The organism is Aeromonas sp. 19NY04SH05-1 (genome assembly GCF_040581895.1).
GTDB lineage: Bacteria > Pseudomonadota > Gammaproteobacteria > Enterobacterales > Aeromonadaceae > Aeromonas > Aeromonas enteropelogenes.
Window position 1 is genome coordinate 1,241,835 of sequence record NZ_CP095328.1, and the last position, 23,457, is coordinate 1,265,291.

Annotated in this window: 25 protein-coding genes; 17 read left to right on the forward strand and 8 right to left on the reverse strand. The window is 62.9% G+C overall.

Annotation, left to right across the window (positions count from 1 at the left end; translation table 11 throughout):
• The first annotated feature begins 135 nt into the window (after positions 1 to 135).
• The 9 genes from MRK42_RS05880 to MRK42_RS05920 all read left to right on the forward strand — a co-directional run bounded on the left by MRK42_RS05880 (position 136) and on the right by MRK42_RS05920 (position 6,740).
• Positions 136 to 468, forward strand: coding sequence for a DUF6506 family protein (locus MRK42_RS05880; protein ID WP_225633117.1), 333 nt, complete (start codon positions 136 to 138; stop codon positions 466 to 468).
• Between the two features lie 18 nt (positions 469 to 486).
• Positions 487 to 1,299, forward strand: coding sequence for a helix-turn-helix domain-containing protein (locus MRK42_RS05885; RefSeq protein ID WP_338611923.1), 813 nt, complete (start codon positions 487 to 489; stop codon positions 1,297 to 1,299).
• 374 nt (positions 1,300 to 1,673) lie between these two features.
• Positions 1,674 to 1,937, forward strand: a complete 264-nt coding sequence (locus MRK42_RS05890; protein WP_026457179.1) for a DUF2282 domain-containing protein — start codon at positions 1,674 to 1,676, stop codon at positions 1,935 to 1,937.
• 64 nt (positions 1,938 to 2,001) lie between these two features.
• On the forward strand, positions 2,002 to 2,844 hold the full coding sequence (locus MRK42_RS05895; protein WP_338611924.1) for a DUF692 domain-containing protein: 843 nt from the start codon (positions 2,002 to 2,004) through the stop codon (positions 2,842 to 2,844).
• Complete coding sequence (locus tag MRK42_RS05900; RefSeq protein WP_338611925.1) at positions 2,837 to 3,589, forward strand: DNA-binding domain-containing protein; 753 nt, start codon at positions 2,837 to 2,839, stop codon at positions 3,587 to 3,589. The genes MRK42_RS05895 and MRK42_RS05900 overlap by 8 nt, the downstream gene beginning before the upstream one ends.
• Positions 3,586 to 4,029, forward strand: coding sequence for a DoxX family protein (locus MRK42_RS05905; protein ID WP_338611926.1), 444 nt, complete (start codon positions 3,586 to 3,588; stop codon positions 4,027 to 4,029). The genes MRK42_RS05900 and MRK42_RS05905 overlap by 4 nt, the downstream gene beginning before the upstream one ends.
• A gap of 118 nt (positions 4,030 to 4,147) precedes the next feature.
• A complete protein-coding gene (locus tag MRK42_RS05910; RefSeq protein ID WP_338611927.1) occupies positions 4,148 to 4,561 on the forward strand; it encodes a GNAT family N-acetyltransferase in 414 nt (137 codons plus the stop codon).
• Between the two features lie 177 nt (positions 4,562 to 4,738).
• A complete protein-coding gene (locus tag MRK42_RS05915; RefSeq protein ID WP_338611928.1) occupies positions 4,739 to 6,034 on the forward strand; it encodes a PAS domain-containing methyl-accepting chemotaxis protein in 1,296 nt (431 codons plus the stop codon).
• Between the two features lie 151 nt (positions 6,035 to 6,185).
• Positions 6,186 to 6,740 (forward strand): DUF3332 domain-containing protein, encoded by a 555-nt coding sequence (locus MRK42_RS05920; protein ID WP_026458250.1) that lies wholly within the window; start codon positions 6,186 to 6,188, stop codon positions 6,738 to 6,740.
• Between the two features lie 76 nt (positions 6,741 to 6,816).
• On the opposite strand, the gene MRK42_RS05925 is transcribed toward MRK42_RS05920, so the two are convergent.
• The 6 genes from MRK42_RS05925 to MRK42_RS05950 form a co-directional block, all read right to left on the reverse strand.
• Positions 6,817 to 7,875, reverse strand: a complete 1,059-nt coding sequence (locus tag MRK42_RS05925; protein ID WP_338611929.1) for an FUSC family protein — start codon at positions 7,873 to 7,875, stop codon at positions 6,817 to 6,819.
• A 64-nt stretch (positions 7,876 to 7,939) separates the two neighbouring features.
• Positions 7,940 to 9,685 carry a bifunctional molybdopterin-guanine dinucleotide biosynthesis adaptor protein MobB/molybdopterin molybdotransferase MoeA gene (locus MRK42_RS05930; protein ID WP_338611930.1) on the reverse strand — a complete coding sequence of 582 codons (1,746 nt, stop codon included), beginning with the start codon at positions 9,683 to 9,685 and terminating at the stop codon, positions 7,940 to 7,942.
• Positions 9,682 to 10,326: a molybdenum cofactor guanylyltransferase MobA gene (gene mobA, locus MRK42_RS05935; protein ID WP_223380146.1), complete on the reverse strand. Its 645-nt coding sequence runs from the start codon at positions 10,324 to 10,326 to the stop codon at positions 9,682 to 9,684. Before mobA ends, MRK42_RS05930 begins: the two co-directional genes overlap by 4 nt.
• Complete coding sequence (locus MRK42_RS05940; protein WP_338611932.1) at positions 10,298 to 10,993, reverse strand: energy-coupling factor ABC transporter ATP-binding protein; 696 nt, start codon at positions 10,991 to 10,993, stop codon at positions 10,298 to 10,300. Before MRK42_RS05940 ends, mobA begins: the two co-directional genes overlap by 29 nt.
• A gap of 43 nt (positions 10,994 to 11,036) precedes the next feature.
• A complete protein-coding gene (locus MRK42_RS05945; RefSeq protein ID WP_042024799.1) occupies positions 11,037 to 11,738 on the reverse strand; it encodes an ABC transporter permease in 702 nt (233 codons plus the stop codon).
• Positions 11,739 to 11,793: 55 nt separating this feature from the next.
• Positions 11,794 to 12,624 carry a substrate-binding domain-containing protein gene (locus MRK42_RS05950; protein WP_042024800.1) on the reverse strand — a complete coding sequence of 277 codons (831 nt, stop codon included), beginning with the start codon at positions 12,622 to 12,624 and terminating at the stop codon, positions 11,794 to 11,796.
• A 251-nt stretch (positions 12,625 to 12,875) separates the two neighbouring features.
• Between MRK42_RS05950 and MRK42_RS05955 the strand changes: the two genes are divergently transcribed.
• Together MRK42_RS05955 and MRK42_RS05960 are read left to right on the forward strand one after the other, a co-directional pair.
• Entirely contained in the window at positions 12,876 to 14,234 is a 1,359-nt protein-coding gene (locus MRK42_RS05955) for a sigma-54 dependent transcriptional regulator (RefSeq protein ID WP_026457779.1), read from the forward strand.
• A 25-nt stretch (positions 14,235 to 14,259) separates the two neighbouring features.
• Positions 14,260 to 16,413 (forward strand): cache domain-containing protein, encoded by a 2,154-nt coding sequence (locus tag MRK42_RS05960; protein WP_201976912.1) that lies wholly within the window; start codon positions 14,260 to 14,262, stop codon positions 16,411 to 16,413.
• Positions 16,414 to 16,502: 89 nt separating this feature from the next.
• On the opposite strand, the gene MRK42_RS05965 is transcribed toward MRK42_RS05960, so the two are convergent.
• Both MRK42_RS05965 and MRK42_RS05970 read right to left on the reverse strand, forming a co-directional pair.
• Positions 16,503 to 17,369 carry a helix-turn-helix transcriptional regulator gene (locus tag MRK42_RS05965; protein ID WP_026458090.1) on the reverse strand — a complete coding sequence of 289 codons (867 nt, stop codon included), beginning with the start codon at positions 17,367 to 17,369 and terminating at the stop codon, positions 16,503 to 16,505.
• Positions 17,370 to 17,444: 75 nt separating this feature from the next.
• Positions 17,445 to 18,302: a formate dehydrogenase accessory sulfurtransferase FdhD gene (locus MRK42_RS05970; RefSeq protein WP_338611933.1), complete on the reverse strand. Its 858-nt coding sequence runs from the start codon at positions 18,300 to 18,302 to the stop codon at positions 17,445 to 17,447.
• A 297-nt stretch (positions 18,303 to 18,599) separates the two neighbouring features.
• Between MRK42_RS05970 and MRK42_RS05975 the strand changes: the two genes are divergently transcribed.
• From MRK42_RS05975 to MRK42_RS06000, 6 genes are all read left to right on the forward strand, one after another.
• Positions 18,600 to 19,190, forward strand: a complete 591-nt coding sequence (locus MRK42_RS05975) for a hypothetical protein (RefSeq protein ID WP_338611934.1) — start codon at positions 18,600 to 18,602, stop codon at positions 19,188 to 19,190.
• A 388-nt stretch (positions 19,191 to 19,578) separates the two neighbouring features.
• Positions 19,579 to 20,133: a DUF3305 domain-containing protein gene (locus tag MRK42_RS05980; protein ID WP_338611935.1), complete on the forward strand. Its 555-nt coding sequence runs from the start codon at positions 19,579 to 19,581 to the stop codon at positions 20,131 to 20,133.
• Positions 20,126 to 20,692 carry a DUF3306 domain-containing protein gene (locus MRK42_RS05985; protein WP_338611936.1) on the forward strand — a complete coding sequence of 189 codons (567 nt, stop codon included), beginning with the start codon at positions 20,126 to 20,128 and terminating at the stop codon, positions 20,690 to 20,692. Before MRK42_RS05980 ends, MRK42_RS05985 begins: the two co-directional genes overlap by 8 nt.
• Before the next feature lie 104 nt (positions 20,693 to 20,796).
• On the forward strand, positions 20,797 to 22,518 hold the full coding sequence (locus tag MRK42_RS05990; protein WP_338611937.1) for a 4Fe-4S binding protein: 1,722 nt from the start codon (positions 20,797 to 20,799) through the stop codon (positions 22,516 to 22,518).
• Positions 22,519 to 22,526: 8 nt separating this feature from the next.
• Entirely contained in the window at positions 22,527 to 23,159 is a 633-nt protein-coding gene (locus tag MRK42_RS05995; RefSeq protein ID WP_124240481.1) for a molecular chaperone TorD family protein, read from the forward strand.
• 77 nt (positions 23,160 to 23,236) lie between these two features.
• Positions 23,237 to 23,440, forward strand: coding sequence for a transcriptional initiation protein Tat (locus MRK42_RS06000; protein ID WP_026457913.1), 204 nt, complete (start codon positions 23,237 to 23,239; stop codon positions 23,438 to 23,440).
• Positions 23,441 to 23,457 lie beyond the last annotated feature (17 nt).

Consider the following 23,457-nt stretch of genomic DNA (forward strand, 5'->3'; position numbering starts at 1 on the left):
GAAATGAGGTCTGTATGGCGCCCTTGAAGCGTTTGGATCTATGTCTGGTAGAGGCGTGCGAGTGGCGCAGCGGTACAATCCGGCCTGCGGGATCCTGGGTAGAGTGGCGACTCATTCATCCGAGGAGCTTTTTATATGTCCGATATTTTCAAGGCCGCATTCATCTTCGTCGCCCCGGGGGCAGATCCTGCCGAGCACACCTCCTGGGTCAAGACGGATAAGGTCCATGTGAAGACGATCGCCGTGCCCGATTACCAACGAGGCTGTGAACTGCTCGATGAGCTCTATCGGGAGGGGATCCGGGCGGTGGAGCTGTGCGCCGGGTTCGGCCACCTGGGGGTTGCTGGTATGGTCGAGGCGGCTGCAGGGCGCATGGAGATCGGCGTGGTGCGCTTCGATCGCCATCCCTGTCTCAATCATGTCAGCGGTGATACCCTCTTCCTGTCCGCGTCTGAACCGAGCCAGTGAGAAACATCGCCTTCCATCATGCAGTGCCGTAAATTTCAGCCCGCTCCCGATCTGGCTCCCTGGTTGGCGCAAGGTTGGGAGTGGCGCCTTGACCAACACCAGCCGATGCCGGAGATCTTCCCCGGCACCGGAGCCGAGATCCTGTTCAATCTGGGGGATCCCCTTACCATCACGAGCCTCTCGCCATCAGGTTTGCCCCGCACAGTTGCCGTGGCCACGGGGGTGGCCGTGTTGCTCTGCCCGCGGCATGTACGCCTGCGCTTTGCCGCCCATGGTCAAATTCATCTGCTGGGGCTGCGGCTGCGCTCTTCGGCCTGCTTCGACCTGTTTGGCGTGCCTATGGAGCATCTTTGCGATCAGGTGCTGTCGCTCGATGAGCTGGGGATTGTTGCCCCTGAGGTTGAGCCCTTGGTAGAGCAGGGGCATGGGGCATTGGGCCACTGGCTACGCCAGCGAGTCGCAAGGCGCTTGGAGCGGGATCTTGCGCTGGTGCGAGCCATAGAGCGGCTCTATTACGGCACGCCGGCGACCGAGTTGCAGCAGCAACTGGGGATGAGCCTGCGCACCTTTCAGCGGCGCTTGCGCAACCATGTCGGGGTGGATGCCCGCTATTTTCTGCGCACCGCCCGCTTTCAAAGAGCGCTGCGCCAGCTGCTATCGGGCGCTCCGTCGCTCGATACCCTGCTGGAGCAGGGGTATTGCGATCAGTCCCATTTCATCAAGAGCTGTCACTTCTTTACCGGTCGCTCGCCCGGGCAACTGCTCACCCTGGAGCACAAGCGTCTTAACCACTACAACCCGCAAGTAAACCGGCTGGCCGGTTATCTTTGAAAGCGCTGATCGTTCGGTGCTTTCCCGTATGTGTCATCTTGCCCGTTCGTTTTACCTTGTGACCTTGTCACCTCTATTCGCACTGCGCTTGCCAGGATGTGCTGGCAGACCCGTTTTGGGATGGTCGGGGATGCCGTCCTATTTACCATCCCGGTGGTAATGCCAGCACCTTGGGGGCCGCTTTCTTGTGAACGGCCCGGAGCAATGAGAAATCAGCATATTCCTTTTAAAACAGCGTGTTGCTTATTGTGTTTTTTGTAGATGTCTTTGTTTTGCATTTTTTTTGAAATCTTTTGCCCGCCACGCCGGTTCTATTGCAGGTAACCGGTCACGACAGGCTGGAGACATCACACTCAACAACAAGGAATAGCAACATGAACGTTAAAAAAAGCACTGCCATTGCCTCTGCCATGACTGGCTTGCTGGTACTCGGAACCCAGTTCATCGCGGCCCCGGCGATGGCGGCCGAGGCAAAGGAGAAATGCTACGGCGTGGTCAAGGCCAGCAAGAATGATTGCGCCACCAAGACCAGTTCTTGCGCCGGTACGGCCAAGGAAGACGCCATGGGTGATGCCTTCGTGGTGATGCCAAAAGGGCTGTGCGAGAAGCTGGTCGGCGGTTCGCTGCAACCCAAGTAAGCGCCATGCGGCAGGGGGCTTCGGCCCCCTGCGTTTTCTCTGGCAGGTGAAAGCGAGTGTTGCCATGAATCCTTTGATTGGAATCGGATTGAGAACCCCCCATTACGACGGGATCCGGCAGACACTGCCGGCAGTCGGCTGGTTGGAGGTTCACAGTGAAAACTACTTCGAGCGCCACAGCCACGGCTTTCAGGTACTAAGCGAGCTAGCCGGGCACTATCCTGTCAGTCTGCACGGGGTTGGCATGTCCCTGGGCTCGGCCGACCCGCTCGACCGGCGCCACCTTGAGCAGCTTGCGGAGCTGGCTGCGATCATCAAGCCGGTCAGGGTGTCCGAGCATCTGAGCTGGGGCAGCATAGACGGGCGTTATTTCAATGACTTGCTGCCAGTGCCCTATACCCGAGAGGCGCTGGCCAGGATGAGCGACAAGATCCAGCAGGTGCAGCAGACCCTGGGCTGCCAGCTGCTCATCGAAAACCCTTCTTCCTACCTGCAACTGGCGGGCGAGATGAGCGAATGGACGTTTCTGGCCGAGCTGCAGCGGCGCAGCGGCTGCGGCATCCTGCTCGATCTCAACAATCTCTACGTCAGTGCCTTCAACCACGGCTTTTCCTGTGACGACTACCTGGCGGCCATCGACCTCGACACAGTGGGCGAGATCCACCTGGCCGGGTTTACCGAGAAAAAGCTGCCCGAGGGCTCTCTTTACATAGATACCCACAGCGCCCCCGTGGTTGCCCCAGTCTGGGAACTTTACCGCGATATTTGCCGCCAGCGGGCCATTCCGACCCTGATCGAATGGGATTTGGCAATCCCGCCGTTGCCGCAATTGTTGGCAGAGGCCCAACGGGCCAGCGACATACTGGCGCAAACCGTGACGGCCGCCCGGGAGGTGTGTCATGGCTGAGCTGGCGCAGGTGCAACAGCTGTTTGCCGAGGGCCTGCTGGGGGAGGCGAAGGGGATTTCGCCCCATATCTCGTCGCGGCTCTTTTCGGCCGAGTCGGTACTGCAGGTTTATCGCAACCACTTCATCCTGAGCCTTGGCGAGGTGCTCGCCAGCAGCTACCCCGCGGTCAAGGCCATGGTGGGGGAGGAGTTCTTTGCCGCCGCTGCCCGCGGTTTCGTGCTGGCCGAGCCGCTGGAGGAGGGAAGCGTGATGCATTATGGCGCCGGTTTTGCCGACTGGCTGGCCGCCTTGCCGACTACAGCGGCCCTGCCCTGGCTCGGAGAACTGGCCCGTTTCGAGTGGTTGCTGGAGCGGGGGAGTCTGCTCCCGCTCGACTCCCGTAGCTGGCCCGCCGACCGTATCGCCAGCCTGAGTGAGCGCGACTGGGAGAGGCTGGTGTGCCTGCCTGCCAGCGATCTGTTGCTGATGGCGAGCGATTATCCGGTGCTGGATCTCTGGCAGATGGCCATTCATGAGGGGGCGGAGGTGATTGCGCTCGATGCGCCGGCCTGGCTGGCGCTCAAGAAGCAGCCTGACTGCCGGGTCATGCCGCTGTCGCTGGCCGCCGGTGAGTGGTCCCTGTTGCAGGGGTGCCTCACGGGCCGGCGGTTGATTGAGCTGCTCGAAGACGATCCCGGGGCGAGCGAACATCTGGCTCGCCTGATCACCCTTGGCCTGCTGGTCGACGTGGAGGTGTTGCCATGATGGCAAAGAAATGGATGCCGATCGCGCTGGGCGATCGGGAGTTACCCGGCTGGCTGATCGGTGTCGTGCTGTTGCTGGCCAGATGCTGGGTGGCCCTGGTGTTTTTCAACGCCGGCTGGCTCAAACTGACGAGCTGGGACTCCACCCTCTATCTGTTCGAGTTCGAGTACCAGGTGCCCCTGCTGCCCTGGCTGTGGGCGGCCTGGCTGGGCACGACGGCGGAGCTGGTGCTGCCGCTGTTTCTGCTGGCCGGCTTGCTGACCCGTCCGGTTGCCCTGCTGCTGTCTGGCTTAAACATCATGGCGGTGATCTCCTATCCGGCCTTGTGGGCCGGGGGCTTTCACGATCACCAGTTGTGGGGCTGGATGTTGCTGACGCTGGTGATCTGGGGAGGCGGCAGCCTGAGCCTGGATAGCTGGCTGAGCAGACGCAGGGGGTGACCCTTCTCACAATTCTGCCATGACAAAGGGCGCCATCAGGCGCTCTTTGTCATGATGGCGCGGGCGAAAGAGGCGCCAGGCAAGAGCGGCGGACATTCCCGCTTTGGTGAGGCTGCGCATGGCGCTGTTTTGCGAGGTGGGGGAGCTCATCTCACCCGACGCGGATCCTTCTCTCTTTCACGCCACCTTGGATTATTTCACCCGTGCCAGTGAGGAGGGGTGCGCCCTCTCCTGGGTAGCTGAGTTCGATCATCAGATAGTGGCCGCCGGCACCCTGGTGTTGTTCGTGCGCCCGCCCTATCCCGGCAATCTGGCGGGCAGGGAGGCTTATCTGCTCAACATGTATACCCTGCCGGCGTGGCGAGCACGGGGGATCGCCACCGCTCTGCTCGACGCCATGACGGCCCATGCCCGGGCAATGGGACTTGGCAAGGTGTGGCTGCATGCCAGCGATGCCGGGCGCCCTCTCTACGAGCGGATCGGTTTTGTTGCCAATCCGGCCTATATGGAGTGGCAATCGCCCGCAATATGAGGTATCAAGCTCCCCCTTGTTTCCCGTGGCGCTGGCGGTTGGCACGACCTTGCAGGCAAGGTACCGGGGTGAGGGGGTGACTATGCTCATGGAACAAACTGCCACCCTCTTCTCTATCCATTGCGATATCCACTGAGTGGTTTGGCCGGGTGGGGCCAGTCTGGAGGATAATTTTCGATGTTCAATAGCAAACTGAAAGCCGAGCTGCAGCAGTGCCGGGAGCAGCTGCTGGAGCAGCAGGGATTTTTCGAGGCGGTGCATGGCAGCGTGGCCACCATCACCTTCACGCCGGAGGGCACTGTGCTGGCGGCCAACGATCTCTTCCTCGACGTAATGGGTTTTGCCGAGTCAGAAGTGGTCGGTCAGCATCACAAGATGTTTTGCGACAACCAATATGCCCAGAGTACCGAATACCAGCAGTTCTGGGCCGAGCTCAAGCAGGGTCGCACCCGTTCCGGGGTATTTATGCGCCTCAACCGGCGGGGTGAGCCGGTGTGGCTGGAGGCGACCTATTTTCCGGTCAAACTGCGGGGTGTGGTGACCCGGGTGATCAAGATCGCCAGCGACGTGACCGAGCAGCAACTGAAGCTGCAGAGCCAACAGGCGGTGGCGTCGGCCCTCGAGCGCTCCCTGGCTGTCATCGAGTTCTCCCCGCAAGGGGAGGTGCTGACTGCCAACAGCAATTTCCTGCACACCATGGGCTATACCCTGGCGCAGCTCAAGGGCAAGCATCACAGCCTCTTCTGCGACGATGCGTTCTTGCGCGAGCAGCCCCATTTCTGGGATGAGCTGGGCCGTGGCCAGTTCAAGTCCGGCCTCTTCTGCCGCCTGAACAGCCAGGGTGACAAGGTGTGGCTGGAGGCAACCTACAACCCGATCCTGGACGAGCGGCGCAAGGTGGTGAAAGTGATCAAGTTTGCCAGCGACATCACGGAGCGGATCAACAAGAGCCACGCCGTGCGCGAGGCCACCATGCTGGCCCATGATGCGGCGCACGAGACCCTGAGCTGTGCCGAGCGGGGAGCGAGCCTGCTCTGTGGGGTAGTCGATACCTCGAACCTGATCGCCAGCCAGCTTGCTCACAGCATAGAGCTCATCAATCGGCTCAACGAGCAGTCGCGCAGCATAGAGGCCATCGTCGCCACCATCAGCAGCATTGCCGATCAGACCAATCTGCTGGCCCTCAACGCGGCCATCGAGGCGGCCCGGGCCGGGGATCAGGGGCGAGGCTTTGCCGTGGTAGCCGACGAGGTTCGCCAGTTGGCGGCGCGCACCTCTCTCTCGACTGACGAGATTGCCAAGGTGGTGCAGAACAACCGCGATCTGACCAGCCGGGTCACCGCCGAGATGAGCGGGGTGGCCGATAGCGCTGAACTTGGAAAGCAGCAAGTCGGCGAGGTCAACCAGGTGATGAGCGAGATCCGCCGGGAGGCGAACAACGTCTCCCGCACCGTCTCGGATCTCGCCATCTGATCCCGTCTCCGGATTGAGGGCTGGCCAAAAAAACATCGGTCAGCCCCTCAATCTGAACGCCTCCTGTATCGCCTCCTGATTGAGAATTGTCCTCCTGCCATGGCTTGATTAGGCTTGCGTCCTCATTAATCCGGAGCAGGAGAAGCACAAGATGGCGTTACAACGCAAAGGGCGGGCAATGGCCCTGTTGGCAGTGGTTGCAACCATGGGGCTGAGTGGCTGCATGGGGCAGATGGGTCTGTCCGGCATGGTGACCAAGGGCAACCTGAGTGTGGTGGATAACCGCTACGGCCGTGCCGGCGTCTTCATCCTGCTCTCCCCTGTCTATGGTCTGGCGGCCACCGCCGATCTGTTCGTGTTCAACACCATCGAATTCTGGACCGGCAAGAACCCCATCACCGGCAAGTCGCCGGCCCTGGTGGATCAGAAGCTGGATGCGGTGATCAAGGTGAACCAGCATCTGGACTCCTCCCTCAAGACGGTGCCGCTGGCCATGCTGCCGCAAGGGGTGAGCGAGGTGGAGATAAGCTATCTGGACGAGACCACCGCCCAGATGGAGGTGCGCTATCTGGATGGTCGCAGCAGCATGATGCGCGGTGAAAAGCGCGGCGAGCAGCTGGATATCTACTTCGATGGCCGTCTGGTGTCGACCCTGAGCCAGGCCGAGCTGGAGAAGATGAGCGCTGCCCAGAAAGCCGCCGCCTGATCCCGGCACGAGCCGACAAGCGGGCACCGAGCCCACCAAAAAACGCCCCGCTGTTGCCGGGCGTTTTGCATGGTGACTAGCGGGTCTGCTTGCGGTGGGGCGGGGTGAGGATCAGCCCCAGCAGGCGGCGCAGATGGGTGAGCTGTTCGGTCAGCTGGACATTGAGCCAGAGGTAGCCATTGATGGCTGCTTCGTCGTTGGCGGGCAGGGCTATCTCGCGAGCCACCTGGTGCAACCGGGCGATGGCGGCCTCGGCGCCGCGGCCATCGCCGCTTTTCACCATCAGGGAGAGCTGGTGGAGCACCTCCTCGGTGGCCTGGTGACAGGTCTGCAGCTGGGCCGTGCTCTGCATCAGAAAGTGGCTCTGGCGATCGTTCCAGTAGGTGTTGGCCAGCATCTCCAGGGTGCAGAGCAGGTTGCGCATGCTGGTCTGCACCGCCTCGAACAGCGGGGCACCGAGGCGGGTCTCCTTGGCCGCCGGAGCCAGCAGGGGGCGCAGCCCGACCATGGTGGCCAGCAGCTTGGAGTGACTCTGCTTGAGCCTGGGTCGCTCCAGCACGTTGGGGGAGAGGTGGGTGTGATAGAGGCGACCGGATTGCTGCAGGATCTGGTGCATCTGCAGTCGCCAGTGGCTGTAGGCGCGCTGGGGGTAGATGCTGCAAAACAGCAGCGCCAGCAGGGAGCCGAGCACCACGTCGCCGCTGCGCCACAGGGCGGTCTGGATCTCCCCCGGCTGGGCCCCGATGGTGACCGCCAGGGTGATGCCGATGAGCAGTCCCACATAGGGGCGTTTGCCCAGCGCCAGATAGCCGCACAGGAACATGATGGCGCCGCACCAGGCCAGGGTCAGCGGCAGGGAGTAGATCTCCAGATAGAGCGCCACCACCCCGCAGCTGGCGCCGAAGATGGTGCCGATGACCCGTTGCAGAGCGCGGGCCAGCACATTGCCCCAAAAGGAGATGGGTCCCATCACTACCACCAAGGTGATGAGGGGCCAGGTGCTTTCGGGCAGTTCCAGCTCGCGGGTCAGCAGGAAGGTGAGCATGAAGGCGAGCGCAATGCGCAGGCCGTGGACGATGCGATAGTGGCCATAGACCAAGATGTCGAGGCGGGAGAGGGGAGTATCAAGACGCACTGTCAGTCTCGTATCAGGTTGATGGCGGGGCCCGGCTCCTCCCTGCTGCGGGCCCCGCAATTGTTCAGGCCAGTCGGCCCTGGAGCGGGTGGATCCAGACCCGTTCCCCGATGGCGATCCCGGGTTGGGAAGGTACGATTTCGATGAGGCAATTAGCCTCGGCCATAGAGCTCAGGATGCCTGAGCCCTGGGGCCCTGTGGTGCGTACCCGAAGCTCTCCATTGCCATCCTGATGGAAGACGCCGCGCAGGAACTCGGTGCGCCCCGGTCGGCTTTTCATCCGCTCGCTCGCCAGGGCTGACAGGCGCAGCGGTTGCCAGCTGCGCCCCTGCAGGCGGGCGATGGCGGGCTCGACAAACTGCAGGAAGCAGATCATGGCCGCCACCGGGTTGCCCGGCAGGCCGAAGAAGGGGGTATCCCCCAGCTTGCCAAAGGCCAGCGGGCGGCCGGGGCGCATCTGGATGCGCCAAAAATCAATTTGGCCCAGCTCTGCCAACACCCCCTTGATGTAGTCGGCGTTGCCCACCGAGACCCCCCCCGAGCTCAGCACCAGATCGGCACTGGCGGCCGCCTCGGCGAGGCGCTGGCGCAGCACGGCCTGATCATCGGGGATGATGCCAAGATCCATCACCTCACAGCCGGCGCCGCGGATCTGTGCCATCAGGGTGAAGCGGTTGCTGTCAAAGATGTGGCCGGGGGCGAGCGTTTCGCCCGGGGCCTGCACCTCGTCCCCGGTACTGAACAGGGCGACCTTGAGGGGCGTGCGCACCGGCAGGGCGGCCTGACCCAGGGAGGCCGCGAGCCCGAGCTGGGGGGCGCCGAGGCGGGTACCGGCCGGGATGGCGACGGCCCCTTTGGCCAGATCCTCTCCGGCCTGGCGTACGTTCTGCCCCGCCTTGATGGGGGCCTGAATGGTGACCCAGCCATCGGCCATCACCGTCTCTTCGCGCATCACCACGGTGTCGACTCCGGGAGGCACGGGGGCGCCCGTCATGATCTGCACCGCCTGACCCGCCAGCACCGGCTCGTGGCGCTGCTGGCCTGCCAGCACTTCCCCCACCAGTTGCCAGCGGCCGGCGGCGAGATCGTCACTGCGCAGCCCCACCCCGTCCATCGCCGAGTTGGCGTGGGGCGGCACATTGATGGGGCTCACCAGATCGGCGGCCAGCACGGCACCGTGGCACTGCGTCAGCGGCGTGAGGGTGCTGCCATTGCTCGGCGTCAGGGCCGCCAGTATGGTGTCGCGGGCGGCTTCGACCGACAGGAAGCCGTTGCCGGCACCCTGCTCGCGGGTCTGGCAGCCTGCCAGGTAGTCGCATACGAAGTCGGCGATGGCATCGAGATCATTGATGTCGAGCCTGGGCAGGGTGGTGTCTGCCGGTTGATCGCTCGCCACGGCGATGATGTCTCTGTCGTCGGGGAACAGCAGAGGCTTGCCGATCGCCGCCCGGTGCAGCTCTATCTTGGGGAAGTGCTCGTGTTTGAACCCTTCCACCAGCAGCAGATCGAGGCTGGTCTGATCGAAGCTGGCCAGCAGCTCGCGAAAATCGGCCTCTGCCAGCTCGGTCTCAATGATGCGGGCATGGCGGCGGCGGGAGGCGACCATCATCTGGTTGGCCCCTGCCTTGCGCAGGCGGTGGCTGTCCTTGCCCGGCTGATCGATATCGAAGTCGTGGTGGGCGTGCTTGAGCACCCCGAGGCGCAGGCCCCGTGCCACCAGCAGGGGGATCAGCTGTTCCAGCAAGGTGGTCTTGCCGGTCCCGCTCCAGGCGGCGAAGCCGAGCAGGGGGAGGGTCGGGGCTGGGGTCATTGGGCGGCTCCTTGTTGGGATTCGGTGGCCGGGGTCAGCAGGCGCGTCTCGTAGGCGGCCAGTTCGGCCGGACTGTTGAGGTTGATGAAGGCATCCGGCTGATCGGCAAAGCTCACCACCGCCATCTGGTGGCGAGCGAACCAGATATCTATCTTGCGCTCCCCCTCGGCCAGGGCCTGGCTGAGGGAGGGGAGCAGGGATTTGTGCAGCAGGGCCACCACAGGTTGCAGCCAGTCGCCGTCATGGGCCACCACCAGTTCGGTGGTCGGGGTGAGGGCGGCGCGAAAGCGGCTCATCAGATCAAGGGGCAGGGCGGGGCCATCGCAGGGGACGAACAGCACCCAGTCGTGACGGGCGGCGGCCAGGCCCACCTGCATGCCCGCCAGCGGGCCCAGATAGTCGTTGTTGTCATCACTGATGACGGGGGCCAGCGCCTGGTAGCGGGGCTGGTTGCGGTTGGCGTTGATCAGGATCTCGTCGACCTGGGGGCGCAGCCGGCACAACACGTGGTCGATGAGGGGACGGCCCGCCAGCTGGACCCATCCCTTGTCTTCGCCCCCCATGCGGGTGGCGCGGCCACCGGCCAGGATCACGGCCGAAACGGGGAAGGGGTCAGAGTGGGGTTCGCTTCTTGAAGTCATGTCGCTCGATGATTTTTAAAGGGGTGGTCTCTTGCAGTTGACCGCGAGCGAGAGTCCACTCTCGCTCGCACAGATCGGTCAGGGCGTTGCTCTGGTGGCTGATGACCACCAGGCCGCAGCCATGTTCCCGCAGATCTTGCGCCAATGCGGCCATCAGGGCAACCGAATGTGTGTCCAGGTTGGCGGTGGGTTCATCCATCAGCAAAAAGGCGGGTTGCAGCGCCCAGGCCCGGGCCATGGCCAGACGCTGGCGCTCGCCGCCGGAGAGGATGCTGATGTGCTCCCGGGCCAGCCCTTCCAGCTCGACCCGGCGCAGCGCCTCGAACACCCGGATCTCGTTCTCCGCCTGCTTGCCAAGCGCCCAGGCGATGTTGTCGTGCACGCTGCGATCGAACATGTAGGGGGTCTGGTGCAGATAGGTGACCCGGCCGGGGCCCACGTCCCGCTTGAGCAGCTGGTTGAGCCGGCGCTGCCAGCGGCCGGGCAGGTTGGTGTGGCCCCGGGTGGGGCGCAGCAGGCCGGCCAGGATCTTGAGCAAGGTGGTCTTGCCCACGCCGTTGGCGCCGTGCAGCCAGATGGTGTCCCCGCGGGCGATGGAAAGCCGCTCGATCTCGAACAGCTGGCGTTCGCCAAAGCACATGGAAAGGTGATGGGCGGTCAGGGCCATGGGCGGGCTCCGTCAGCGGTCAGCAACAAGGGGAACCTCTTTCTCAATTCTTCAGATAGCTGTGGCCGCGACAGGCGGTCAGCAGCAGGTTGAGCAACAGCGCCAGACTGAGCAGCACTATGCCGAGCGCCACCCCCTGGGTAAAGGCGCCCTTCTGGGTCTCCAGCGCGATGGCGGTGGGGATGTTGCGGGTAAAGTGGAGAATATTGCCTCCCACCATCATGGAGCAGCCCACCTCGGTGACGATGCGGCTGAAGGCGCCGATCACCGCCGCCAGCAGACCAAAGCGGCATTCGTGCATCAGGCCGAGCAGCGCCTTGGGCCAGGAGACCCCCAGGGTGAGGGCGGTTTCCCAGGCGCGGCGATCGCTCTGGATAAAGGCGGCGTGGGCCATGGTGGCGATGACGGGGAAGGCGATCAGCATCTGGCCCACTACCATCGCCTGCTGGGTGAACAGCATCTTCCAGTCGCCGAAGGGGCCGGCCCGCGACAGCAGCATGTAGAGCAGGAGGCCAATCACCACGGTCGGTACCGATTGCAGGGTATTGATGCAGGAGAGCCAGAGCCAGCGGCCGGGCAGCGGCAGGTAGGCCAGCGCAAAGCCCAGCAGCAGGGCCGGCAGCAGCACCAGCAACAGGGCGAGCCCGGAGACGGAAAACGAGACCCCCACCACCTGCCACAGTTCGCTATCACCGCTGAACAGCAGGGCGAGGGCCGCCAGAGTCGTGTCGAGGAGCGTCGGCATCAGCGCGCTCCCCGACAGGGGGGCAGAGCCCCCCTCATATCACACAGGGAGGTCATCACTTCCCGTTGGCATCGGCCACGAACAGGGCCTGACCGGCCACCTTGAAGTCACCGATCAGCTTCTGGCCGTGGTCGGAGACCAGCCAGTTTTGCAGGGCACGGGCGCCGTCGGTGTTGAGGTCGGGATAACGGGCCGGGTTGACCAGGATCACCTGATAGGGGTTGAACAGACGCTTGTCCCCTTCCAGCAGCACGGCGAGATCCAGCTTGCTCTGGTAGGCGAGCCAGGTACCGCGGTCGGTCAGGGTGTAGGCGCCAAGCTCGGAGGCCATGGTGAGGGTCGGGCCCATGCCCTGGCCGATGGATTTGTAACCGGCAAACTCGGGTTTGACGTCAGCGGCCTGCCACAGGGTCTTCTCCTTGATGTGGGTGCCGGACTCGTCACCGCGGGAGATGAAGGTCTGGCCCTTCTCCTTGATGGCCTGCAGTCCCTTGGCGGCATCCTTGATCTGGCCGAGACCCGCCGGATCCTTGATCGGACCCACGATAACGAAGTCGTTGTACATCAGAGGGGTTGGATTGATGCCAAAGCCGGCATCGACGAAGGCCTTCTCGGCGGAAGGGGCGTGGGTCATCACCAGATCGGCGTCGCCGTTTTCCCCCATCTTCAGGCTCTGGCCGGTACCGGCGGCCATCACCTGCACCGGGTAGCCGGTCTCGGCGGTAAATTTTGGCAGCAGCCAGCCCAGCAGGCCGGACTGTTCGGTACTGGTGGTGGTGGCGAGGCGAACCGGCGGTTTCGGGCTCTCGGCCTGGGCGGCCGTGGTCAGCAGCAGGGCGGCGCACAGGGAGAGCGCGGCACGTTTCAAATTGGCATTCAGGGTCATGGTGATGCAACTCGTTCGGGTGAATGGGAGGCCTCTGACTAGCAAACAGGGTGCCAAACATGTTCCACGCCCCCCTTTTTTCATCTTTTGCTGAGTGAAAACAGCAGTTTATTGTATCTTTTCAGATTATTTGACGGGCGTTATTTACTAATTGGTATTGGTGCTTCGTTCCGGGTAGGACAAAATGTCTCACTCGCGTTCCGACTATCGGGACATTCTCCGACCTTGAGTGCATTTGAGGAATTTTTTTCATGACAGCCCCGCTCAACCGCTGGTCCGCCCTCTCCCTGCTCATCGTGGACGATGAACCCGGCATGCGCAGCTTTCTGGCCAAGGCACTGGCCAAGCGCTTCGCCCAAATCGAGACGGCCGCCAGCGTGGAAGAGGCCGAAGCCCTGCGCAGCCGCCTCCATTTCGATCTCATCATCGCCGATATCCGATTGCCGGGCCGCTCCGGCATTGAGTGGCACGAGGCGGTCGATCCCGGTACCCGCCGCAGCGACATCATCTTCATGACCGGCTTTGGCGACATGGAGACCGCCCTCAAGGCGCTGCGTCTCGGTGCCAGCGATTTCATCCTCAAGCCGTTCAATCTGGAACAGATGATCCAGGCGGTGGACCGGGTGATCGAGCGCCGCCAGATGGAGCGGGAAAACCTGTTGCTGCGCCGGGAGGTGAGCAAGCTCTTTCCCCCCACCCTGATCGGTGACAGCGCCAAGACCTGCGAGCTCAAGACGCTCATTGCCAGGGTGGCTCCCTCCAACGCCGCCGTACTGGTGGAGGGGGAGTCCGGCACCGGCAAGGAGCTGGTGGCCAGGGCCCTGCACCAGCTATCCGGCCGCATGGGGGCCTTCGTACCCCTCAACTGTGCGGCCATCGCCCCCGAGCTGCTCGAAAGCGAGCTGTTCGGCCATGTGCAGGGGGCCTTCACCGGCGCCCGCAAGGGGCGCGACGGTCTGTTTAGGGTCGCCCATCAGGGCACCCTCTTTCTCGATGAAATTGGCGAGATGCCGCTCGCCATGCAGGCCTCCTTGCTGCGGGCGCTGGAGCAGAAGGCCATCCGTCCGGTCGGCGCCGAGCGGGAACTCGCGGTGGATGTGCGCATCGTGGCCGCCACCAACCGCAACCTGAAGACAGAGGTGGATGCCGGGCGGTTTCGCGAGGATCTCTTCTACCGCCTCAACGTGGTCGCCCTGCAGGTGGCGCCCCTGCGCGAGCGGATCGACGACATCCCGGCCCTGGTACACCACTTTACTCGCCAGCTCACCGCCGAGATGGGGATGGGGTCGCTGAACTGGACCCACGAGGATGTGGTGGCCATGCAGGCTTATCCCTGGCCCGGCAACGTGCGCGAGCTGCGCAACCTCATCGAGCGCTGCCTGCTGCTCGGCAAGCCCCCCGCCGAGTATTGGCGCAGCAGCCAGCCTGACAGTGCCGCCGGCAAGGGGGAAGAGGGGTATCCGCTGGAGTGGCCGCTGGCTGAGGTGGAAAAAGCCCACATCCTGCAGGTGGTGGCAAGCTTTGATGGCAACAAGTCGGCCGCCTCCCGGGTACTGGGGGTAGCGCGCAAGACCCTGGAGCGCAAGTTCAAGGAGTGGGCCATCGAATGATGTTGCAGACTGGCAGGGCGCTGCCATGAGGTGGTCCCGACTCCCGCGCTGGCTGCGCACCAAGGTGCGCTGGCGCCTGCTGCTGCTCACCTCGGTGCCCATCATGCTCACTCTGGTGGGCCTGATGGGGCTCACCCTCTACTGGACCCTCACCTACAGCTGGCAGAACCTGCTCACCAATGTGCGCGGCGATCTCGGGGTGGCCCATCACGCGGTGCGCGTGCAGCAACAGCGCCAGGCCGAGCACCTGGAGCACCTGCGTGATGCCTGGACCTTCCAGACCAAGCTGCGCCAGAACCCGGCAGAGCTGCAATCCTGGGTGATGCCGCTGGCGGCCAACTACGACCTCGATTTTCTGCACCTGCGCACGGGGGCCGAGCTGGATCAGCTGGCCCCGAAACAGCGGGCCACCCTGAGCACGGGGCGCAGCATCAGCCACTTCGTGGTCTGGTCGCGGGAGCAGTTGCTGGCCCACTCGCCGGCCCTGGCCAGCCGCGCCGTGCTGGACAGGGAGTACAGCGCCGCCAACGGCCAGGAGACCCGGGGGCTGGTCAGCCTGACCCTGACGCCCGTGATGGCGCGGGATGGCTCACTCTGGGCCGTGCTGGAGGGGGGCGAGCTTATCAACGGCAGTACCCGGCTGGTGGACGAGCTCAAGAGCCAGGTGTTTGCCAAAAATACCCTGCCGGAGGGGAGCATAGGCACTGTCACCCTGTTTCTCGGCGATCTGCGGGTCAGCACCAATGTGCCCGCCAGCAGCAGTCGCCAGATAGGGCGGGCGCTCGGCACCCGGGTCTCGGCCCCGGTGCGCGAACAGGTGCTGGAGCGGGGGGAGGTGTGGATCGATCGCGCCTTCGTGCACGACGCCTGGTATGTCTCTGGCTATGAGCCGCTGCTGGGGGCCAATGGCGAGCGGATCGGCATGCTCTATGTCGGCTTTCTCGAGTGGCCCTTCATCCGCACCTACCTCACCAACCTGCTGGAGCTTGGTTCCGGCGTGGTGTTGCTGCTGCTGATCTCGGGCCTGTTGGTCTATCGCGGCGCACGGGATCTCTTCACCCCCATCGAGCGGATGCACCGGGTGGTACGTCAGGTGCAATATGGCAAGTCGGCCCGGGTGGGGCCGCTGGCGCTCGATCCCGATCACGAGCTGGCCCAGCTGGGACGCCAGTTTGACGCCATGCTGGACCGCCAGGAGGCTCATCAGCAGCAGATGGCCCGCAGTGCCGACGAGCTGGAGCAGAAGGTGGCCGAGCGCACCCGAAGCCTCGAGCAGAAGACCGCCGAGCTGGAGGAGCACATCCATATGTTGACCCAGGCGCGCCAGCAGCTGCTTATCAGCGAGAAGCTGGCGGCCCTTGGCGAGCTGTGCGCCGGGGTGGCCCACGAGATCAACAACCCGCTCGCGGTGATCCTCGGCAACGTGGAGCTGATGAAGCTGGAGCTGGGGGAGGCGGCCGAGCCCGTCAGCGAGGAGCTGGCGCTGGTGCTGACCCAGATCGAACGCATTCGCGCCATCACCCGCAGCCTGTTGCAATACTCCCGCCCCGGCGATTACGAGACGGCGCCGGTGTGGCAGCACCTCAATCCCATCATCGAGGAGAGCCTGACCCTGGTGCGCTCCGCCCTGCGCCAGCAACAGGTGGAGCTGGTGGCCGATCTGCAGGCCCAGCAACCCATAGAGGCGGATCGCCAGCAGCTGCTGCAGGTACTGATAAACCTCCTGGTCAACGCCAGCCACGCCCTGGGCGAGCGGGGCCAGATCCGGGTCGAGAGCCGTGACTGGCACAGTGAAACGGGCCAGTTGCTGGGGGCCGAGGTGCGAGTCATCGACAACGGCAGCGGCATTGAGGCCGCCATCATGGACAAGATCTTCGACCCCTTCTTCACCACCCGCGCCACCGGCACAGGTCTCGGGCTTGCCCTGAGCCACCGCATCATCAGTCGCTGGGGCGGGGAGCTGTTGGTGGACTCCACCCCGGGAGAGGGGAGCTGCTTTACTATCCGCTTGCACAGCCATGCCCTGCTGCCCGCCGGCCGCGAGCCAGACCAGCTGGAGGGGTGGCGCATCGCGCTGGGAGCGGAAGGGCGTGAGCCCGATATCGCCGGGGACGAGCCGGCCGCAGGGCAGGCAGGTTCACCAGAAGGCGGGCCAAGGGAAGGGCCAAAGGAAGGGTAAGCGTCTTTCACTCCATCAAACAGACGGGCCTGCCAATCTGGCAGGCCCGTTTTCATGGTAGGGGCAAGGGAGGGTGAGAACCGCTTTACCTACTGCGGGCTCCACACCAGCTTGCCGGTCTGGGTCAGATCGTAGCCGCCTAGGCGGGAGGCCAGCTCGCGTCCCTCGGGGGATTGCAGCCAGCCGATGAGTTGTTGCAACAGGTTGCGAAAGAAGACCCCCTGCGGCATCACCAGATCGAAACACTCCTGGGAGAGCGGCATAAACTCCAGGCCAAACTCGGTCGCCGTGCTCTGGGCCCCCGGCCCCACGTCGGCATCGCCGCGACTGATGGCGGCGGCCAGCTCCCGCTCGCTGTTGACCTGCACTGTGCTCTCAATTCGGGTCAGGGACTCCCCCTGGGTTTGCAGCCACTCAAACAGGGCCCGCTGGCTGCCGGCCCCCTCTTGGCGCAGTGCCCAGCGCCACTCCAGGGTTTCTCGAGCCTCCCTCGGTCTGGCTCCGCGTCGCAGTACCAGCCCCTGGGCGCGGCGAAATCCATGAACGATCACCCATTGGCGATGGCCCTGATACTGCTGCACCAACGCCGGGTGGCGCAGGTGGGCTTCTTCGGCCTGACCCCAGTGGATGGCGCACAGATCCACATGGCCGCGGGCCAGCATCGCCAGTCCCTGGCGAGTGCCGCAGGGGGTGTATCCCACCAGCGCCTGGGTGCCAAGCTGCTGGGCCAACCGGCTGCTGGCATAGTGCAGCAGCACGTCGTCCGAGCCTGCCAGCAGCAGCCGGTCGTTCATCACCCCCTCGTGGCAGCTGCCGAGCAGCCAGCGATCCAGCAGGGATCGCGGAAACAGCCACTTGCCGGTGGCCTTGGTGGCGGGGATGCGCGCCTCGTTGGCCAGCTGATAGACCTTCTTCTCGTTGAGATCGAGGTATTCGGCCACCTGCTTGACGTTCATAAACTCATTCATGGTTCAGTCCATCAGCCTGTTGTATGGCGGGTAGAAAGCGAAGTTGCGCATGGTCAGCCGGGCTCAATCCCGCTGGCCACGGCCGGACGGCCCCTGGGGCAGCACCGGCGGTTTGTCATCCAGCACCAGATGCTGCTGGCCGGTAAAGACCTGGAAGTGGCGCCCCTTGGCGCGGGCAACCATGGTGATGCCGAGCTGGCGGGCGAGATCCAGCCCCATCTGGGTGACGCCGGAGCGCGACAGCAGCACAGGGATCCCCATCTGCGCCACCTTGATCACCATCTCGGAGGTGAGCCGCCCTGTGGTGTAGAAGATCTTGTCGGCGCCGGTATCGCCCGCCATCCAGAGCTCGCCGGCCAGGGTATCCACCGCATTGTGGCGGCCCACGTCCTCGACAAAGGAGAGGATCTCGGCTCCGCGGCAGAGGGCGCAGCCGTGCACGGCGCCAGCCATCTTGTAGGTTTCGTTATGGGCGGAGAGCGCCTTGAGCAGGGCGTAGAGGGTGCTCTGTTTAAGTTCGGGCGCAGGCAGCACCACCCCTTCGAGTTTTTTCATCACGCTGCCATACATGGTGCCCTGGCCGCAGCCCGAGGTGACCGTCTTCTTCTCCAGTGACTTGTCCAGATCCTCGGCCTGCTGGCTGCTGACCACGGCGGCGGCCTCGCTATCCCAGTCGACGATCACCGATTCGATGGCCGAAATATCCTCGATAAAGCCCTGGTTCTTGAGATAGCCCAGCACCAGCGCCTCGGGGCGGGCCCCCAGCGTCATCAGGGTCACTATCTCCTTCCAGTTGAGGTAGACGGTGAGTGGGCGCTCACAGGCGATCTGCTGGGTCTGCAACTCCCCCTGCTCATTCATCACCTCGACGGCCATGGTGAGCTGGGCGGCAGCATTGCTTTTGATAAAGGTCGGTGTCATGGGGCCCTCGTGACCGGTAGCTGGGATCTAAGGAGAGGGATTAGCAAGATTTGTTCCAGATTAATGCAGGAGGATTAGCAGCAGGGGATGGCGGACAAAATATAATTATTCAGATACTGTGAAGTTGTGCATGCATGATCACATTCTGATAGTGAAGTAAATATATAAGCTTTTCTTTGGTAAATTATAGAGTTAGACTTTGATTATAAATTCAGTAACAAGTGTAAAGCAGCCAAGTATTATGAATAACTTGCGCACTTTCAATTGCAGCATGGTTTGTCACGGAGGAAATGATTAATGGGATTGCACGTACATTCTTTAAATAACATTCCCAAAAGCGAAAATCGTGACTACCTTGTTTATCTTTTGGAGTATGGTTGGCATGAGCCATTGGCTGAAGCGCTAGATAAAAACTTTCTTCAGATGGCTGGTGTAGCGGCAAAAAATAGAGCTGTGGTTATTAAAGGAACTGAGCTGGCTCATTTTGAAAATGAAGTGTTTTCTTGGCATCAGATTAATAATCAACGAGGTGAGGATGTTCTTCCAGCCATACTGATAACAAATGCTCATCCATCTTACTTTATGGATAATAATCAAGGATATAAGCGTCACAGTGGTTTATACCGAGAATCAGTTAATGGTGACCTGAAGCTTATCTTAATTCCGTTAAAGAAATTCTGCTCGAACACATCCGATGTTGTTTCACTAATAGAAAGGTTGTTCTCTGACATTGAGGGTGGGAAGGACCTTTCTGAGTTCAAAATTGCAAAAGAGGTACAGAAAGGCATAGGGTCAGCAATTGTTGATGCGCTAATTCTTGAGCCAAATATATCAGGTGTGGGTTTTAGCTTTAAGAAGTTGACTAGTTATTTTGGCAAAGATGGATAATGTTTTTATCCCATATATTGGGCTAAATTGTAGGTTGGTGCTGAACGAAGTGAAGCCCAACGTTTACCGCGAGCAATTTCCAAAGGCAATAATCGGATAATTCGGCCTTATTTGATTATTGCCATTCCCTCGAACAAGCACTGGCGGATTGGTTTTACGCCGCATGTTGGGCTTCGCTGCGCTTAGCACCAACCTACGCCCGCGCCAACCTACGTCCTGCACGACGTCTAACCAGCATCAAAGCCCCAATCAACCACCAAACTCGCCTTGGCCCCACTCTTGCTATGTTTTCTCCCATTAAGGCCGTGGCCGCCCTGATCTGCCCGCCGAGATTGCCCCCAAGCAAGGGCGAAACAAGGGGGGAGGGCGGCCCGGCAGAGACCTTCTGATGGGAGTCGTTACCGTGCAAGACACAACCAATACCTTGTCCCACCAGCGCTGGCTGCGGGTCGAATTGCAGGCCATCGACAGCCAGGTTGGCCGCTGGCAGAGCCGCCGTTTCGAGATTGCGGCGCTCCACCCCGCCGAGCCTGAGGCCGCCGGTGCCTTGCCCCTCACCCTGTTTCGCGACGAGCGGGGGGATTATCGCTTCAACCTGAGCTCCGGCGCGCCGCGCCTCTTTGTCACTGGAACCCGTGTCGATAATGACTTTGTCGCCGATGGCCTCACGCTGAGTCAGACCGTGGCCGCCGCCTATATGGATGGCGAGCGCCAGGTGCTCTCCTGCCCGCTGCCGGAAGCGCTGCAGGCCTGGACCGAGGCCTTTATTGGCCGCCACGGCGAGCTGCTGGAGGCCCGTCGCAAGGGCAAGAAGGGCAAGGGTCGGGCCCAGGATCAGCTGGGGGTTGATGGCGCGCCCCGGGGCAACTGCGGCGCTGTCGAGGCCACAGGCCCCGATGGCCGCGAGCATGACGACGACGTCGGAAGCCGCTCCCATGAGTGAGTTTTTCAAGCGCTGGTCAGCCCGCAAACGGGAGGCGCAGCAGGCCGCAAACGAACAGCCGCAGCCGCTCGATATGGAAGGTGTATCTGCGTCCAAATCCGACCTTGTAGAGCCGAGCGCATTAGAAAATACGCCACCTTCAGCTGAAGTAAGCACTGACAAGGGGAGTGCCCCTTGCGCCGGTTCCAATCCCGCCGCCGCGCCTTCCACCGCCGTATCGGACAAACCCGCCTTGCCGGACAGGGAGGCGCTGCGCGCCATGTTTCGCAGCCATCAGCCCGATGGCCTCGATGACTACACCCAGGATTTCAGCCAGCCCGAGCTGCTGCCTGCCGCCCTGACTGCGGGGCTGCGCAACTGGCTAGTGGCCCCTGCCTCTGAGCAAGATGCCGACCAGACTGAACCCTCGCCAACCACGCCGGGTGAGGAGGCGGATGACACAGCTTCACTCGTAGCGGCGTTGCCACAAGACCATGACAAGGGTCGGGACATTTTGACTAACGAGGTGGGACAAAATGTCCCTACCAATAAGGCGGGAATGGAACCTCTGGGATCCTGACTCCCTGTCAGTCACTTTTTTTCCGGGGGAGTTGGCTCGTCTCTTGCTCTCCCGTGAGACCAACAAGCACACCATCCCATGAGGTGGTGCGCACAGGAGTGCATGTGAGCATCGAACAATACAACTCAAGCCTGAGCCCCGCCAGCGCTGCGGGGAGCAATGAGCGAGCGCGCGCCTATGCCTTGCGCCACACGGTCAAGACCGACAACCTGATCCCGGCCACTGTCTCCTATCAGAGTCAGGGCCGCCTGCTGCTGGTCGGGCCGGAGGATCGCATCCGCCGCGCCGCCAGCCTCTTGCCGCAAGGGGCTGTGCCGACTTTGCTGGTGAGCGAACAGGTCCATGACGCCGGGGCGGCGGATCTGGAGGCCATCTTCGCCGCCACCGCCTCCCTTGAGGCGCTGACCCTGCGCGAGCCGGCGCTCAAGGGGTATCTCGGCCAGTTTCAGTTGACCGGTCTTAACGGTCAGGGGGAGCGTATCTCTTTGGCCGAGCTCTGCTTTCAGGCCCAGGCCGCCGATGGCCACGCCAGCTTCGATCTGGTGGCCGATCTGGGGGCGACACCGCTGTTTGCCCTGGAGCGCCCGCCCGTGGGTTATCAGTATCTGGCGGATGATGCGGGTCTGGCGGAGCAGCTTGGCGAGCTGTGCGCCCTCACCGGGGTGTTCGACAAGCCGCGCTATTTTCGCCTCGATCCGGAGGCGTGTGCCTTCACCGCCCGTGGCGTGCCCGGTTGCAGTCGCTGCCTCGATGTCTGCCCGACCGATGCCCTCAAACCCATCAATGGGCGCATCCAGATCGATCCGCATCTTTGTCAGGGCTTTGGCAGCTGCGCCTCCGCCTGCCCGACCGGGGCGATCGCCTATCACCAGCCCGATGCCAATACCAGCGGCGACTATCTGTTTCGCCTGCTCAAGCACTATCGGGAGGCGGGCGGCGAGCATCCCGTGCTCTTGATTGCAGGGGAGAGCGAGCGCAGCGACGTTGAGGCAAGCCTTGCCGCCCTGCCCAGCCACTGGCTGCCGGTCTGGGTGGAGGAAGTCGCGAGCCTCGGGCTCGAGAGCTGGCTGGCGGCCCTGGCCTATGGCGCCAGCGCGGTGCGCATTGCGCTCGGTGACGATACCCCGGCCAGCGTGCGTGCCCTGGTGGAGCGGGAGTTGGCCAGTGCCGCCGTGCTGCTGGCCGGCGCCGGATTGAGCGGGGAGCGCATCGCCATCCACTCCCTGCAGGCGGTGGTGCAGGCGAGCGACCAGGGGGCGGCCAATGTGGCCGGCTCCTTGCTGGACAAGCCGCTCAAGGGGGAGAAGCGGGAGACCCTGTTTGCCGCCTTCGACGCCCTCTGGCAGGCCAACGAAGGGGGCCGCGAGTCCCTGGCGGTGCCCCACGGCGCCCCTTATGGCGCAGTGGCACTGCAAGAGGCGGATTGCACCCTCTGCATGGGCTGCGTGGCGGTCTGTCCGACCCGCGCCCTGCATGCGGTGGGTCACGAGCCTGGCCTCAACTTTATCGAGCAGGACTGCATCCAGTGCGGCATGTGCGAGAAGGCGTGCCCCGAGCAAGCCATCGCGCTTGTGCCGCGTCTGCAGCCTGTGCCCGAGGCGCGCCGCGCCGTGCAACACCTCAAGGCGGAAGAGCCGGCCTGCTGCATTCGTTGCGGCAAGGCGTTTGCTCCTGCCTCCCTCATTCGCCGCATCCAGCAAAAACTGGCCGGTCACTCCCACTTCCAGAACGAGGCCGCCAAGCGGCTGCTGATGTGCGAGGACTGCCGGGTCAAGGATGTGTTTGAAGCCATGGCGGCGGATCCCGCTGCCCAGCTCAAACTGTGAGGGCCAATATGTATCAGCAACAAGATGACAACCAGAGCACCCTGCCCATGACAGATGCCATGACCCCTCTCGAGAGCAACAGCGCCGAGCTCTATGCCCTGCTGGCAAGCCTGTGGCGCGCCGCCCCCAAGGGCGAGCAGTTGCAGTGGCTGCGTGACCTTGAGCCGGTTCCCGGCCCCTTTGCCCGGGGCCTCGGGCTGGTGCAGCTCGCCGCCAGCAGCCACGACGAGGGCACCCTGGCCGAGGAGTATCAGGATCTCTTTATCGGTATCGGCCGGGGGGAAATCGTCCCCTTTGCCTCCTGGTATCTCACCGGCTCCCTGATGGAGCTGCCGCTCGCGGTGCTGCGTGCCGATCTGCAATCCCTGGGCTTCGAGCGCCAGAGCGGGGTGTGCGAGCCCGAAGATCACCTGGCGGCCCTGTGCGAGGTGATGGCGGTGCTGGTCAGCGAACAGCACCCGGAGCGCAACCGCTTCTATGAGCGCCACCTCGCTCCCTGGGTGATTAAGTGCTGCCATGATCAGCAAAAGGCCAAGGGAGGCTGTTTCTACCGTGCGGTGGGGTTACTTGCCGAAGATTTCTTCAAGCTGGAAAACGAATTGCGCCTGCCGTTTGGCGCCCGGGTGGTTACTCGCCCATAACCATATGACAGATACCGTTCGTAGCAATGTCGGCCCCCGGGCCGGCCATAACAAAAACAAGAGTCGGAGAGAACAAGATGAGCGATGACAAGCTGCAAGATCCGTCACGACGCAACCTGATCAAGGGTGTCGGCGTGGTCGCCACCATAGGGGTATTGGCCGGTGCCACCGGCCGGGTGGTGGGTAAAGAGGTGCTCACCCACGACACCGAGCCGGACAAGGGCTATCGGGAGACCCCCCATGTTCACGACTTTTATCGCACCCTGCGCGGCACCGACTGAGCCGGCTCAGTGAAGGA